General features: G+C 73.9%; 14 protein-coding genes. 5 read left to right on the forward strand and 9 right to left on the reverse strand.

Going from position 1 to position 14,752, the window contains the following annotated elements; all coding sequences use genetic code 11:
- Positions 1-121: 121 nt before the first annotated feature.
- The 8 genes from moeZ to AC0680_RS35610 form a co-directional block, all read right to left on the reverse strand.
- Positions 122-1,300 carry an adenylyltransferase/sulfurtransferase MoeZ gene (moeZ, locus tag AC0680_RS35575; protein WP_478637168.1) on the reverse strand — a complete coding sequence of 393 codons (1,179 nt, stop codon included), beginning with the start codon at positions 1,298-1,300 and terminating at the stop codon, positions 122-124.
- 74 nt (positions 1,301-1,374) lie between these two features.
- Positions 1,375-2,142, reverse strand: a complete 768-nt coding sequence (locus tag AC0680_RS35580; RefSeq protein WP_478637170.1) for a spherulation-specific family 4 protein — start codon at positions 2,140-2,142, stop codon at positions 1,375-1,377.
- A complete protein-coding gene (locus tag AC0680_RS35585) occupies positions 2,130-3,086 on the reverse strand; it encodes an NAD-dependent epimerase/dehydratase family protein (protein ID WP_478637172.1) in 957 nt (318 codons plus the stop codon). The genes AC0680_RS35580 and AC0680_RS35585 overlap by 13 nt, the downstream gene beginning before the upstream one ends.
- A 238-nt stretch (positions 3,087-3,324) precedes the next feature.
- Positions 3,325-4,533: a hypothetical protein gene (locus tag AC0680_RS35590; RefSeq protein WP_478637174.1), complete on the reverse strand. Its 1,209-nt coding sequence runs from the start codon at positions 4,531-4,533 to the stop codon at positions 3,325-3,327.
- Entirely contained in the window at positions 4,530-4,796 is a 267-nt protein-coding gene (locus tag AC0680_RS35595; RefSeq protein ID WP_478637176.1) for a hypothetical protein, read from the reverse strand. The genes AC0680_RS35590 and AC0680_RS35595 overlap by 4 nt, the downstream gene beginning before the upstream one ends.
- A 50-nt stretch (positions 4,797-4,846) precedes the next feature.
- On the reverse strand, positions 4,847-6,628 hold the full coding sequence (locus tag AC0680_RS35600; protein ID WP_478637178.1) for a DUF3492 domain-containing protein: 1,782 nt from the start codon (positions 6,626-6,628) through the stop codon (positions 4,847-4,849).
- Between the two features lie 230 nt (positions 6,629-6,858).
- On the reverse strand, positions 6,859-8,244 hold the full coding sequence (locus tag AC0680_RS35605; protein ID WP_478637180.1) for a DUF3152 domain-containing protein: 1,386 nt from the start codon (positions 8,242-8,244) through the stop codon (positions 6,859-6,861).
- An 8-nt stretch (positions 8,245-8,252) separates the two neighbouring features.
- Positions 8,253-9,275 (reverse strand): alpha/beta fold hydrolase, encoded by a 1,023-nt coding sequence (locus AC0680_RS35610; protein ID WP_478637182.1) that lies wholly within the window; start codon positions 9,273-9,275, stop codon positions 8,253-8,255.
- A gap of 184 nt (positions 9,276-9,459) precedes the next feature.
- Here AC0680_RS35610 and AC0680_RS35615 point away from each other — a divergent pair, with 184 nt between their 5' ends.
- The 4 genes from AC0680_RS35615 (at position 9,460) to AC0680_RS35630 (ending at position 11,425) form a co-directional block, all read left to right on the forward strand.
- Positions 9,460-9,678 (forward strand): hypothetical protein, encoded by a 219-nt coding sequence (locus AC0680_RS35615; RefSeq protein WP_384439080.1) that lies wholly within the window; start codon positions 9,460-9,462, stop codon positions 9,676-9,678.
- A gap of 148 nt (positions 9,679-9,826) precedes the next feature.
- Complete coding sequence (locus AC0680_RS35620; protein WP_384439077.1) at positions 9,827-10,468, forward strand: TetR/AcrR family transcriptional regulator; 642 nt, start codon at positions 9,827-9,829, stop codon at positions 10,466-10,468.
- Between the two features lie 140 nt (positions 10,469-10,608).
- A complete protein-coding gene (locus tag AC0680_RS35625) occupies positions 10,609-10,836 on the forward strand; it encodes a DUF3107 domain-containing protein (RefSeq protein WP_384439074.1) in 228 nt (75 codons plus the stop codon).
- Positions 10,837-11,134: 298 nt separating this feature from the next.
- On the forward strand, positions 11,135-11,425 hold the full coding sequence (locus AC0680_RS35630; protein ID WP_478637183.1) for a hypothetical protein: 291 nt from the start codon (positions 11,135-11,137) through the stop codon (positions 11,423-11,425).
- Between the two features lie 31 nt (positions 11,426-11,456).
- Here the strand turns inward: AC0680_RS35630 and AC0680_RS35635 are convergent, their stop codons facing one another.
- On the reverse strand, positions 11,457-12,194 hold the full coding sequence (locus AC0680_RS35635; protein ID WP_384439068.1) for a ferritin-like fold-containing protein: 738 nt from the start codon (positions 12,192-12,194) through the stop codon (positions 11,457-11,459).
- A gap of 138 nt (positions 12,195-12,332) precedes the next feature.
- Between AC0680_RS35635 and AC0680_RS35640 the strand changes: the two genes are divergently transcribed.
- On the forward strand, positions 12,333-14,752 hold a 2,420-nt coding region (locus tag AC0680_RS35640; RefSeq protein WP_478637184.1), incomplete at its 3' end, for a DEAD/DEAH box helicase.

Consider the following 14,752-nt stretch of genomic DNA (forward strand, 5'->3'; position numbering starts at 1 on the left):
GAGAGTGCCATCATCGTTCCCCACCCCCCCCCCCTCCCCCCCCCCCCCCCCCCCCCCCCCCCCCCCCCCCCCCCCCCCCCCCCCCCCCCCCCCCCCCCCCCCCCCCCCCCCGAGGTGGGTGTTAGTAAACCGGCTTCTCCGGCTCGACCGTGTTGACCCAGCCGATGACGCCGCCGCCGACGTGCACCGCGTCGGCGAAGCCCGCGGACTTCAGCACGGCCAGCACCTCGGCCGAGCGGACGCCCGTCTTGCAGTGCAGGACGATCTTCTTGTCCTGCGGGAGGTCCTGGAGGGCGCTGCCCATCAGGAACTCGTTCTTCGGGATCAGGCGGGCGCCGGGGATGGAGACGATCTCGAACTCGTTCGGCTCGCGGACGTCGATGATGTCGATCTTCTCGTCGGCGTCGATCCACTCCTTGAGCTGCAGAGGAGTGATCGTCGAGCCGGCCGCCGCTTCCTGGGCCTCCTCGGAGACCACACCGCAGAACGCCTCGTAGTCGATGAGCTCGGTGACGGTCGGGTTCTCCCCGCAGACCGCGCAGTTGGGGTCCTTGCGGACCTTGACCTGGCGGTAGGTCATCTCCAGTGCGTCGTAGATCATCAGACGGCCGACCAGCGGATCGCCGATGCCGGCGAGCAGCTTGATGGCCTCGTTGACCTGGATGGAGCCGATGGAGGCGCACAGCACGCCCAGGACGCCGCCCTCGGCGCAGGAGGGCACCATGCCCGGCGGCGGGGGCTCGGGGTACAGGCAGCGGTAGCAGGGGCCGTGCTCGGACCAGAAGACCGAGGCCTGGCCGTCGAAGCGGTAGATCGAGCCCCACACGTACGGCTTGTTCAGCAGCACGCAGGCGTCGTTGACCAGATAGCGGGTGGCGAAGTTGTCCGTGCCGTCCACGATCAGGTCGTACTGGCTGAAGATGTCCATCACATTGTCGGCTTCGAGCCGCTCCTCGTGAAGGACCACGTTCACGTACGGGTTGATGCCCTTGACGCTGTCGCGCGCGGACTCGGCCTTGGAGCGGCCGATGTCCGACTGGCTGTGGATGATCTGGCGCTGGAGGTTCGACTCGTCGACCTCGTCGAACTCCACGATGCCGAGCGTCCCCACGCCCGCCGCCGCCAGGTACATCAGCGCGGGCGAGCCCAGGCCGCCGGCGCCGACACACAGCACCTTGGCGTTCTTCAGCCGCTTCTGCCCGTCCATCCCGACATCGGGGATGATCAGGTGGCGGGAGTACCTGCGGACCTCGTCGACGGTGAGCTCCGAAGCGGGCTCGACCAGGGGTGGCAGCGACACGGATGACCTCAACAAGGGGGTTGGTCGGTATCTGAGGACTGACTTGTCTCCCCGTAACACTGCCACGCCCCTGTTCATTCCGAGACACCCGGTCCGATGCGCGAGACGATTTCGTCCCAGTAGCCGGGCAGCGACGCCCAGGCGTCCTCGGCCCCGCCGGCCCCCGAGGCGGCCCCGCGGTCGGTGACGCACACGGTGCCCGCCCCCTGCCAGCGGGCGATCCGCAGCGCCTCGTCCAGGTGCGTGCGCGGCACGCTGTGGACGAGGTGGCAGAACCGCTCCGGAGCGTGGTCGGCCGTCCACTCGGCCACCTGCGACCAGCGGTAGTCGGCCCAGCGGCCGGCGAAGGTGACGAGCTGGTCGGCGGACTCGGCGTAGCCGGGGTGGGGGTGGGTGCCGTGTCCGAAGACGAGGTGGCCGCCGTCGCACAGGGTGCGCAGGGCGCCGGCGAGCCGCCTGGTGGCGGACAGCAGCGCCCGGTCGGCGGGGCAGTTCGCCAGCCAGAAGCCGTCGGTGCGGTACCACTCCAGGTAGCGGTGCGCGTCGGAGATCAGCTCGGCGAAGGGGCGTGTGCCCTGGCGCATGTCCAGGCGTCCCAGCACTCGGACACCCGTCTCACGCAGCCGGGCGGCGGCCGGCAGGCAGTGCGGGTCGGGGCGGGTCCCGGGCCCGTTGGAGACATCGAGCACCGTCCAGTGCACCAGACCCGGGGGGCAGCGCAGCAGCCCGGCCCATTCGGTGGGCGCCAGCAGCGGATGGGCCAGGCCCGGCACGCCGAGGCCGAGCGGGGCGGGCCCGGTCGGGGCACGGGTGGCACCGGCCGGAGTGATCAGATACGACATGCGGCCTCCATCCAGATGTCGGCGAGGGACTCCTCCAGAACGATCCGGGGGCGCCAGCCGAGCCGGTCGCGGGCGGTGCGCACGTCCGCCTGCTGCCAGGTGCCGCAGCCGTCCGGGTAGGGGTAGGTGGCGGGCGGCGAGCCGGCCCCGTGCTCGGCGGCCGGACCGGGGATGACCAGCCGGGCCGGCGGGGAGTCCAGTTCGTGCAGCGCACCGCCGAAGCCGGCGACCCGGGCGAGCACGGAGGCGGCCTCGCGCAGCCGTACGGCGCGGCCGGTGCCGATGTTGACCACGCCCTGCGCGGCCGACAGCGAGGCGGCGTGCACGGCCCGGGCGACATCCCGTACGTCGACGAAGTCCCGCTGAACGCCGAGCCCGCCGAGCTTGAGTTCGCTGTCCCCGGACTGCATGGCGCGGCGCATCGCCTCGGCGAGCCGGCCCAGCGGCGAGCCGGCCGGGGTGCCGGGACCGACCGGGGAGAAGACCCGCAGGACGACCGCGTCGAGCCCGGAGCCCAGGACCAGTTCGGTGGCGGCCAGTTTGCTGACGCCGTACGGCCCTCCGGGGCGCGGCACCGCGTCCTCGGCGGTCGAGGAACCGGGCTGGGAGGGCCCGTATTCGGAGGCGCAGCCCAGGTGGACGAGCCGGGCGCCGCAGCCGCTGCGGCGCAGCGATTCGCAGATGGTGGCGACCGCGACGGTGTTGTGCCGGGTCAGCTCGCGGGCGCCGCCACGGGTGGCACCGGCGCAGTTGACGACCACTCCGGGGTGCACCGCGTCCAGGAAACGGGTGAGCGCCCCGGGGCTGCCGGTGGCGAGGTCGAAGCGGACGTCCGCGTCGTCGCCCCGCCCGAGGGCGGTGAGCTGGACGGCGGGGTCGGCGAGCAGGCGGTCGGCGACGTAGCGGCCCAGGTAGCCGTTGGCACCGATGAGCAGCACCCTCATCGTGCGACCCCCCGGTCCGCGGTACGTGTGGTCGGCTGGACGTTCATGTGTCGCGCTCCTAAAGCGGATCGAGGGAAGTGCGTCGGCTTCGGCCGCGGGGACGGCCCCCGCCCTGGGGGCGGCGGCCACGTGGGGGAGGGGTCCGCGGTGAAGCGTCCGAAGAGGCCGTTTCGGGGTGCCTCTGTGGGATGCCCGTGTGGGGGTGTGGGACGGCGGGCGCCGGGGGTGGTCCGCGCGGTCACGGCCCAGGTGGCCTTGCCGGTCCGGCGGGGCCGGGCGAGTGCGCGCAGGCGCCGGTGAGCGCCCGCAGCCCGTAGGCCAGGAGGCCCAGGGCGGCGGCCGTACAGGCCACGGCGGGTACCGCGGCCGTTCCCGCGGGGGCGGTCAGCGCCTCCACCGGGACGACGAGCGGGGCCAGGCCGGGGAGCCGGGCGATCAGCACCAGCGCCGGGGCGAGCGCTTCCAGGGCGGCGGCCGAGGCAAGGCCGGCGGCGGCCGCCTCGGGGAAGCCGTGGACGGCGAGCAGCCGGGCGAGGAAGAGCAACACGCCCAGCGCGGCCGCCGCGGCCACCGCCGCCGCCCCGCCGCTTGCGAGGACCGCTCCCGCGCCCAGGAGCAGCGCCACCAGCGCGCCCAGGAAGAGCGCCGTGGCGGCGAGCAGCAACGGCCTGGTGCGGGCGGCGAGTTCGCCCAGGCCGCGGCTGGCGGCCAGGTCGCGTCGCCCGCGCACCGCGAACCAGTGGGCGCAGCCGGCCGCGGGCAGGACGGCGAGGGAGAGCGCCACGGCGGTGGCGACGGCGGGCCGTGGAGGCGCGTACGGCAGGTCGGGGCCGCCGGCCAGCAGCTCCGCGAGCAGCCGGTCGCCGAACACCGCGTACCCGGCCGTCCAGCAGATCCACAGGCCCGCGGTGCGCGAGCCGGCGCCGTGGTGGCGCGCCCGCAGCGGCCCGGACCGTACGGCCAGCCGGACGGCGAGGGCCAGCAGGACGACGCCGGCCGCGCCGACGGCCGTACGGAAGGCGGGGCCCGCCGTGTGCCCCACTGAGGCGAGCGCGGCGACGGTCGCGCCGCAGACCGCGCCGGGGAGCAGCTGCAGTGCGGCGCCGCAGCGTCCGCCCCAGCCGCGGCCCCGCGCTCCGCCCGCTTCCTGCGTGCCCTGCTCGGCGCGCGGCACCCGGGCGTAGAGCTCCTCCGCGAGCGAGAAGACGTCGCGGTGCCGGAAGCGTGCGGCCGTGCGGTCGGTGACGCCGTGCGCCTCCAGGCCGGCGGCGATCTCCAGCGCGTCGACGGCGTGTGCGCACAGCTTCTGATGCCGGTGCATCAGGGCGCGTACGGGGTCAGCGGGGCCGCGGCGCGCGGGGCGGGCGGCGGTCCGCTCCCCCGTGGCGGGGCGGTCCTCCCCCGTGGTTCCGGGGGCGCGGGTGGTGCCCCCTTCGGGCGCGGTCATGCTCCGTCCCCCTTTGCCGGGGCCTGCGTACAGACACCCTGTTCGGGGCCGGGGCCGGCGGCGGGCTCCTGGGGCGGCCGGCCGGGGGCGACCGCCGTGCACTCCCGCGCGTACGCCGGACGGCCGGAGCGGCCACGGCGCCGGAGCCCGTCACGGTTGCCGGCGTGCGCCACATCGGCCATGCCGGTGACCAGCGCCACGCCCACCACACCCATCGCACACATCACGTCCAGCACACCCGTCACCACTGCCATCTCCCTCATGCCGGCCTCGCCTGCCTCATCGCGCACCCCTCTCCGTCTCACCGGCCGTCTCATGTCTCGGACATCACCGGAACACCGGCCGGCCGCTTCCCCTCCGGCACCGCCCAGCTGGGCGTACGGCCGGCCGGCGCGACCGCCTTGACGGCGGTGGTCGCGGCCCAGCGGCCGGGGACATGGGACTCGGCGGGACGGGCGAAGGGCTGCGGTACGCCCTGGGCGTCCAGCGTGCGGTGGTCGGCCGGGCGGGCCGGGGCGCGCGAGATCAGCTCCAGGTAGATGCCGCGGAACGCCGCGATGTTCTGCTCCACCGTGAACAGTTCGAGCGCCCGCGCACGGGCCGCCGCGCCCAGCCGGGCCCTGCGGTCCGGGTCGCCGAGCAGCGCACGGCACGCCTCGGCGAGGGCGCGGGGGTTGCGCGGCGGGACGACCAGGCCGGTGCCGCCGATGACTTCGCACACCGCGCCGGCATCGGTCGACACCGTGGCCCGGCCGCAGAACATCGCCTCCACCAGGGAGCGCGGAAAGCCCTCGACGACGCTGGAGAGCACCACCACCGCACCGGAGGCATAGGCATCCGCCAGGCTCGGCACCTCGGGACTGCCGATCTCCTCGAAGCTGACCGGGTTCTCGCCGACGGTGCGGGCGTCGACCGCTTCGTCGGGGAAGAGCTGGGCCGCCAGCGCCCGGCACTGCGCCAGATAACCGGGCGCCTGCGGATCGCGGCCCACCCCGCCGATGATCCGGAGCGTCGCCTCCGGCTCGGCCCTGCGGACCTCGGCGAACGCGTGCAGCAGCGCCACCAGGTCCTTCGCGGGCTCGACGGCACCGACCCACACCAGCGTCTTGGAGTCGTCGGCCGGGGCGTCGGCCACCCCGGCGAAGGGAGCGGCGTCCATGCCCGGGTAGACCGTACGCAGCCGGGCACGGTCGGCGCCGCAGTGCTCCTGCCAGCGGCGGGCGTGGGTGTTGCCGGGCGTGATCAGGGCGGCCTGGGCGTAGGTCTCGGCGGCCAGCGCTCCTTGGAAGGCGGCGAGCAGCGCGCGCACCGGAGCGCTCAGCGGCGCCGCGGCACGTGCGAGGTAGTGCTCGCGCAGCCGTACGCCGCACTCGGTGACCAGCAGCGGAGTACCGAAGAAGCGTTTAGCCAACAGCCCGGGGAGGGCCGCCGCACCGCCGGAGGCGGCGTGGCAGAGGTCCACCCCGTCGAGGCCGGGGGTCTCCCGGTCGCCGTACCAGTCCAGCGACAGTGGGCGCAGCGCGAGTTCGAGCTGTGCGGCGACCGCCAGCAGGTCGTTGACCTGTGCGCCGTGGACGGCCGGCAGCGCACGCGGGCCGTGGCAGGCGGCCTCCAGGGTGCGTACGGCATCCTCGGACCGGAGCAGGGCGGGCAGTCCGCCGTGCTGCCGGGCCCGTTCGGCGAGCCCGTAGAGACCACTGGCGAAACGGTCCGCCTTGCTGGTCAGAGAGTTGTCGGGGGTTCCCCCGGGCCCCGTTTGCCGATCGCCGGCCGGAGCCGTGGCGAAGGCCGTCACCAGATCGCCGAAGTGCTCGGCGAAGCGGCGCCGTTCGCGCCGGCCGGGCGCGCGGCCCCGGCGCTCGTCCGCGCCCCGGAGGTGCTCGGCGGGGAAGTCGCCCCACAGCGGAGCGCCGCGCACCAGCCGTACGTGCTCCGGAAGGTCGGGTCTCGCCCCCGCCTCCTGCCGCGCCTGCGTGCTCAGGGCGTAGACCTCGAAGTCATGGCCGGTGAGCCCGCGCACGAGCCGGTCGCACCACGCATGCGATCCACCGGACGCATACGGATAGCCACCCTCGGTGAGCAGTCCAATGCGCACGACTGCACCCCCGTCCTCCCATATCGACGACCCTGGCGCGACGGCACGGCCGTCACCTGGCAGGAAGAAGTTATGCAAAAGGGCCGGTGGCGCGATGGACGGTTGTCCGTCGCGCCACCGGAAGGGGTGAAAGCACGTAACTTTCCCCACACAAGGGCGTTTCGCCGCGCTATGTGATCGCTACGCCACAGCCCGTAGCGCCACGGCCGGCGGCCCGGGCCGCGGCCCGTTCAGCGCTGGGTGGGGAACGGCCAGGAGTTGGGGCGGCAGGTCGCGCCGTCCGTGGTCAGGAACTTCGTCTGCTGCATCATCACCGGGGCCAGTGCGCCCTGCCGGGAGCAGGCCTCGTGGTTGTGCCCGAGCCGGTGGCCGACCTCGTGGTTGATCAGCATCTGGCGGTAGGCGAGCATCTTGTCGGGCCCGTAGGTCTTGGCGCCCTGCGCCCAGCGGTAGGCGTTGATCATGACGCGGTCGGTCGCCGCCGAGTCGCAGGAGACGTTGTCCTCGGTGGTGTCGAGACCGGACTTGGCGCACCACGTCGCGGTGGTCCCCGGACTCGCCAGCGTGATCACGAAGTCGGCGCTGCCGGATGCCACCCGCTGGAAGGTCCGCTGCCCGCCGTGCGCCCAACTCCGGTCGTCGTTGAGGGTCTTGTGCACCGCCTCGGCGAACAGCGCGCCGTCCAGCGGCAGTCCCTCCTCGACGTCGACCCGGTAGCGCAGCACCTTGCCGCTGCCCGGCGCCTTGGCGTCGCCGCCGGCCGGCTTGAACCGGCCGCTGCCCGTCAGGTCCGCGGCCAGCGGGAAGACCTGCGTCATCTTCTCGTCGTAACTGGCCGGCTTGGCGTCCTGGGTGGGCCTGGTCTGCGACCGGGAGGCCTCGTCGCCGACGCCGTCGACCCGGTCGTTGCCGCTGCTGGCCTGCGGGTCCCCGCCGTCCTTGTGCTGCTCGGCGACCTGGCCCGCGATGACGACGGCGAGCACCGTGGTCACCGCCGCGGCCGCGGCGCCGGTGAACGTCCGGCCCTTGCCGCCCTTCCTGGCACCGTGCGGCTCGGTCGCATCGGACGTGTCGTCGAACTCCCCGTCCGGGCCGGGGCCGTCCGGGTGGCCCGGCGCCGCGCCCTGCGCGCCCACCGCGACGGCCCGGTCCGGCTCGTCGATCCCCTCGCGCTCGAAGACCACCGAGCGCCCGGTGAACCGGCCGCCGGGCGGCACCCGCTGCCCGCCGGGCGCCCCCGCCCGGAACACGTCGTCGTCGGCCTCGTAGGGGCCCTGCCCGTCGAAGGCGTCCAGATACTCGCGACGCGGTCCCGCGGCGGCGCCGGGGAAGGCCATCGGCTGCGTACCGGACATCTCCATGCGCGGCCGGGGAATCCTGGGCGCGCCCTGTCCGGGCGCCGTCGGGGCCGCCGGCGCGGTGGGGAACGCACCCCAGCCGCCGCCCGGCTCGCGCTGTTCGGGATGCCCGCCGCGCACCGTGTCCCCCTCGACCGGCTCGCGCCTGCGGCGGCCGGAGCCCGGCCCCGGCGGGGGTGTCCGGCCGCCACCGGGCGGCGCGGCCGTCGGCGAAGGGGCTTCGGTCTCCGGCCGGCTACGGCGGCTATGGCGTCCCACGGGGCGTGTCAGCTCCTGCCCGCATCGGCGGTCACATCGGTCACTTCACAGTCGAGCAGGTCGCGGACGGCCCGCGCGACCGCCTCCGGGTACTCCATCATCGCCACGTGCCCCGCCTCCGGCAGCGTCAGCAGTCGCGAACCGCGGAACGCCGCGGCCGCCCGCCGCGCCATCCGGAAGGACACCAGGCGGTCGCGTCCACCGTAGACGAGAAGCGTCGGGGCGAGCACCCGCTCTGCCTGACGCCACAAATTGTGCTGCCCGCCGAGCGTGTAGGAGTTCACCAGAGCGCGCGCCGAGCGCTCCATCACCTCCCAGAAGTAAGGGAGTTCGAGCCGCCGGGCGTACTCGTCGACCGCGGAGTTGAACCCCTCCGGGCTGACCCGTCCGGGGTCGCCGTAACAGAGCGCCAGCACCTCGCGGGTGCGGCGCTCGGGGGTCCAGTCCCGGGTGAGCCGGCCGAAGAGCCGGCCGGTGCCGGGGACGGCGAGCAGCGCCGTGGGCACCGCGGCCAGCTGCGGGCGCAGCTCGGGCAGTGCCGGAGAGATCAGCGTCAGGGTGCGGACCAGGTCCGGCCGCGCCGCCGCCACGCGGGTCGCCACGGTGCCGCCCATGGAGTTGCCGATGAGGTGCACGGGGCCGCGCCCGGCCGCGTCGAGGTGGCGGATGACCACCCGGGCCTGCCCGGAGACGGAGTAGTTGCCGTCGGCCGGCGGCGGCGAATGCCCGAAGCCGGGCAGGTCGATCGCCTCGCCGTCGACCCGGTCGGCGAGCAGCGGCATCAGACCGGACCAGTTCGCCGAGGAGCCGCCGAGGCCGTGGACGTACAGCGCCGGCTCGCGGCCGGGCCCGGCACCGTCCTCGCCGGCGCCGTCCGCCTCGCCGTCCCGTCCGGCCGGTGCCCGCACGGTCAGCGTCAGGCCCGGCAGGGTCACGGTGCGCACCGTCTCCGCCGCGCCGCGCCGACCGGGGCCGGCCGGCGGCACCGGGAGGGCTGCGGTCGCGGTGTCCGGCGACTCGGTCGAAGACATGGGGTCGATGTTACGAGACGATCACGCCCCCGATTGTGTGTTCGCGGTCACACACCGCATCGCGCTGCCGCGGCGGCTCTCCTAGGCTCGTAGGCAAGGGCAGTCGCCCCGAGGCCCTGCTGTCACGCCTGGCACCGGCCGACGAAGCGAGTCCACGAGGAAGTCCGCGAGAAAGGGAGCCACCATGCGCGTCGACCCGACAGACCCGGACACTTTCGAGGACGAGGAGGCCGCCACCGAAATTGACGTGGAAGCCCCGGAAGCGGACGCCGCGGAGCAGTACACCGACCTCTCTCCGCACCGCGACGAGCCGCTGACCGGCGCCGACCCGGACGCGGCCAACGAGGCGGATCGCGCCGAACAGGCCCGCGTAGTCGAACTCAACGAAGACGAATACCGATGACCTGGGGCGTTATGTCGGGTTGCGGATGCCGTACCGGACAGAAATTCTCACCCCGGACCGCGCACAGCCGGGTTACCCAAAAGTACGATGGCGGGCGCGGTGCACCACCTTGTACGGACCGCGTACGGAACGATTTCTGGGAGGCAGCGTGAGCGCCATCGAGCAGACCGAGGCGGCGCGCCCGCGGGGCACACGCCTGCCACGCCGAGCCCGGCGCAATCAGCTTCTGGGCGCGGCCCAGGAGGTTTTCGTCGCCCAGGGCTACCACGCGGCCGCCATGGACGACATCGCCGAGCGGGCGGGCGTCAGCAAGCCGGTGCTCTACCAGCACTTCCCGGGCAAGCTGGACCTCTACCTCGCGCTGCTCGACCAGCACTGCGAGGCGCTGCTGCAGTCGGTGCGCTCGGCGCTGGCCTCGACGACCGACAACAAGCAGCGGGTCGCGGCCACGATGGACGCCTACTTCGCCTACGTGGAGGACCCGGGCGGCGCGTTCCGCCTGGTCTTCGAGTCGGACCTGACCAATGAGCCGGCCGTGCGCGAGCGCGTGGACAAGGTGTCCCTGGAGTGCGCGGAGGCCATAAGCGCGGTGATCGCCGAGGACACCGGCCTGTCGCAGGACGAGTCGATGCTGCTCGCCGTGGGGCTGGGCGGGGTCTCCCAGGTGGTGGCGCGCTACTGGCTCTCCTCCGGCAGCCAGGTTCCGCGGGACACCGCGGTGCAGCTGCTGACCTCGCTCGCCTGGAAGGGCATCGCCGGCTTCCCGCTGCACGGCAGCGACACGCACTGACCGTGTTCGCTGCTGGCGTGGTCCAGGGCGTCCTGCGCGTCCCCGTACCGGGCTAATGTGTGCTGGGTACAGCGCGGATTGCCGCGCATCCTCCCCCAGCTGAGGCTGGGGACCCCCAGACCGTCGGAGGGACAAAAGCCGTGGAGGTCAAGATCGGCGTGCAGCACGCGCCCCGCGAGATCGTTCTGGAGAGCGGGCAGTCTGCCGAGGAGGTCGAGCGCGCGGTGTCCGACGCGCTGGCCGGCAAGTCGGAGCTGCTGAAGCTGGTGGACGAACACGGCCGCAAGGTCCTGGTCCCGGCGGACCGGCTGGCCTATGTGGAGCTCGGCGAGCCGGCCGGCCGCAAGGTCGGGTTCGGCGCGCTCTGACCGGCGGGGCGCCGGCAGCGGCGTCCGTGAGCGAAGAGACAACAAGGGGGCGGTGGCCCGGGGATTCCCGGGCACCGTCCCCTTCTTCCGTTCCGGTCCGCTCTCGTCCCGCTTCCGGTTCCGGATTTCCGCAGATCAGGCCGTTCGGGGCGGCCCGGCTGCGCTGATCAGGCAGGGGACCCGCGGCGGGAGGGTTGCTGCCGCCGCCCCCTGGGTACGACCGCCTACGACCGATTTGTTCGTCCGATCGGCACCGCGCCCACCAGCGCGGGAACACCGGCACGCGGGAGGGAACAGCATGATCTGGGAAGCGCTCGGAGCCGTCCTCATCGGCCTGGCCATCGCCCTGTCCGCCGTGCACTGGCTGCCCGACCGCTTCCCCGCGCGCACCCTCACGCTGGCGACCGGCCCGGTGGCGGCGCTGCTCGGCGCCCTGCTGACCCGCTCGATCCTCGGCCCCGGGTACCCCGTACAGGTACTTGTCGCCGCGCTCGCCGTGGGTGCGGCGCTGCTCTCGGTCGTGGCGCGCCCGCCGCGCCACCGTCTTCGGCGGCCGGCCGCACCGCTGAAGGGGCACCGGACGGCCTGAACCACCCGGCGCCGCCGTCAGCGGGTCGAGGTCAGGCCGCGAGCCCCAGCGCCGCCATCCGCTTGGTGTGCGCCTCGGTGATCCGGGAGAACATCCGACCCACCTCGGCCAGGTCGAAGCCGTCGGCGACCCCGCCCACCAGCATCGTGGAGAGCGCGTCGCGGTCCGCGACGACCCGCTGCGCCTGCGAGAGCGCCTCGCCCATCAGCCGCCGCGCCCACAGCGCCAGCCGCCCGCCGACCCGCGGTTCGGCCTCGATGGCCGCGCGCACCTTCTCGACGGCGAAGGACGCGTGCCCGGTGTCGTCCAGCACGGCCAGCACCAGATCGCGGGTGTCGGAGTCGAGCCGCGCTGCGACCTCGCGGTAGAAGTCACTGGCGATCGAATCACCGACGTACGCCTTGACCAGGCCCTCCAGCCAGTCCGACGGCGCCGTCTGGCGGTGGAACTCGTCCAGTGCGGCGGCGAACGGCTCCATGGCCTCGTTCGGCTCCGCCTCGATCTGCGCGAGCCGCTCCCGCAGCCGCTCGAAGTGGTGGAACTCGGCCGAGGCCATCTTGGCCAGCTCGGCCTTGTCGTCCATCGTCGGCGCCAGCTTGGCGTCCTCCGCCAGGCGCTCGAAGGCGGACAGCTCGCCGTATGCGAGGGCGCCGAGCAGGTCGATCACGGCGGCCCGGTACTGCGGGTCGGCGGATGCCTGCACCCAGTTCTGGGCGGCGATCCCGGTGAGTTCTTGCGCGTCAGCCGCGGCGTTGTCAGGCGTTCCCATGACCGGCACAATAGCCCGCCGGGCGGCGGGGGGAAGGCCCTGGTCAGCCACTTCCGCCCGGCCGCGGGAACGTCTCGCGGGCCGCGGACGAGCGCCGCGCCCCGACGTGATGTATTCCTCACTCATACAAGCCTTCGGATGGGTACGCGATATCCGGGGTACAGTGGTATTGGACCTGCCGGTAACCGGTGGGTCGTTCCACGAAGCGGATGCCCGGTCGGTGGCCCGATCGGCTCCAAACCGACCGCCCTCCCCCGCGGCGCGTACGAGATATACGCACAGCAGGAGGGACACCGCTCGCGGCAGGAGTGCCTGAGCGTTGGCAGTGGTCCCGCCCCATCGGCCGTCATCAGGCCGACCCGTACGAACCCGTACGACGGAGCGGTACGACCCCCTTCGCCGCCTCACGCCGCGTCTCACAGAAGAGGCAAGATTCTGTCTACGTTCCGAGACCTCGGGATTTTCCCCGAGACGGCCGAGGCCCTGGAGGCCGTCGGCATCATCTCCCCCTTCCCCATCCAGGAGCTGACGCTCCCCGTCGCCCTCTCCGGCAACGACGTCATCGGCCAGGCCAAGACCGGCACGGGCAAGACCCTGGGCTTCGGCCTGCCGCTCATCGAGCGCGTCACGGTCCCCGTGGACGTCGAGGCGGGCCGCTCGCAGCCCGAGCAGCTGACCGAGGCGCCGCAGGCCCTCGTCGTCGTCCCCACCCGCGAGCTGTGCCAGCAGGTCACCAACGACCTGCTCACCGCCGGCAAGGTCCGCAACGTCCGGGTCCTGGCGATCTACGGCGGCCGTGCCTACGAGCCGCAGGTCGAGGCGCTGAAGAAGGGCGTCGACGTCGTCGTCGGCACGCCCGGCCGGCTGCTGGACCTCGCGGGCCAGAAGAAGCTGGACCTCTCACACGTGCGCACCCTCGTCCTGGACGAGGCCGACGAGATGCTCGACCTGGGCTTCCTGCCCGACGTCGAGAAGATCATCCAGCTGCTGCCGGCCAAGCGGCAGACCATGCTGTTCTCCGCGACCATGCCCGGCCAGGTCATCTCGCTGGCCCGTCGCTACATGTCGCAGCCCACGCACATCCGCGCCACCGCGCCGGACGACGAGGGCGCGACGGTCGCCAACATCACCCAGCACGTCTTCCGCGCGCACTCCATGGACAAGCCGGAGATGGTCGCGCGCATCCTGCAGGCCGAGGGCCGGGGCCTGGCGATGGTGTTCTGCCGTACGAAGCGGACCGCCGCCGACATCGCCGACCAGCTCTCCCGGCGCGGCTTCGCGTCCGGCGCGGTGCACGGCGACCTCGGCCAGGGCGCCCGCGAGCAGGCGCTGCGCGCCTTCCGCAACGGCAAGGTCGACGTCCTGGTCTGCACCGACGTCGCCGCCCGCGGCATCGACGTCGAGGGTGTGACGCACGTCATCAACTACCAGTCCCCCGAGGACGAGAAGACCTACCTGCACCGCATCGGCCGCACCGGCCGGGCGGGCGCCAAGGGCACCGCGGTCACCCTCGTCGACTGGGACGACATCCCGCGCTGGAAGCTGATCAACAAGGCGCTGGACCTGCCGTTCGACGAGCCGGAGGAGACCTACTCCACCTCGCCGCACCTGTACGAGCAGCTGCACATCCCCCAGGGCACCAAGGGCGTGCTGCCGCGCGCCGAGCGCACCCGGGCCGGGCTCGCGGCGGAAGAGGTCGAGGACCTGGGCGAGACCGGCGGCCGCGGCCGCGGCTCCCGCAAGGGCGGCGCCGCCGTCGTGACGGAGGAGCGCCCGCCGCGCACCCGTACCCCGCGTCAGCGCCGCCGTACCCGCGGCGGCGCAGCGCTGGAAGACCCGGCCGCCTCCGAGGCGCAGCAGACCGGGTCGCCGGCCGCCGGGGACGCCCCGGCCGCCGAGGCACCGCGTCAGCCGCGCCGGCGCCGGCGTACCCGCGGCAGCCAGACCGCGGTGGCGGCAGCCGTACCCGCCCCGGCCACCGAGGCCGCGGAGACCGTCGCCGTGGTGACCGAGGCTCCGGCCGAGCCCGCCAAGCCGCGCCGGCGCCGTACCCGTGCCGCCCGTCCGGTGGAGACGGAGACGACCTTCCAGACCGTCGAGACCGCGGCGATCGCGCTCGCCGCGGCGCAGAGCGCGGCGGTCGCCACCGAGGCCGCCGTGGTGACGGAGGCCGTCGAGGCACCCGCCGCACCGCGCCGCCGTACCCGCAGCGCCGCCAAGGCCGCCGTCGAGACGGCACCGGCCGTGGTGACGGAGACCGCGGACGCCGTGGTGGACGCGGCACCGGCCAAGCCGAAGCGGACCCGGAAGACGGCCGCCGCCAAGGCCGCCGACGCCGCGGTGGAGACCGCCGAAGGCACCACCGACGCGCCCGCCAAGCCCAAGCGCACCCGCAAGGCCGCCGCCAAGCCCGTCGCCGAGGCCGCCGCGGACACCGCCGAGGCACCGGCCAAGCCCAAGCGCACCCGGAAGACGGCCGCCGCCAAGGCCGCCGACGCCGCGGTGGAGACCGCCGAAGGCACCACCGACGCGCCCGCCAAGCCCAAGCGCACCCGCAA

It is taken from the genome of Streptomyces sp. NPDC043738 (genome assembly GCF_056436545.1).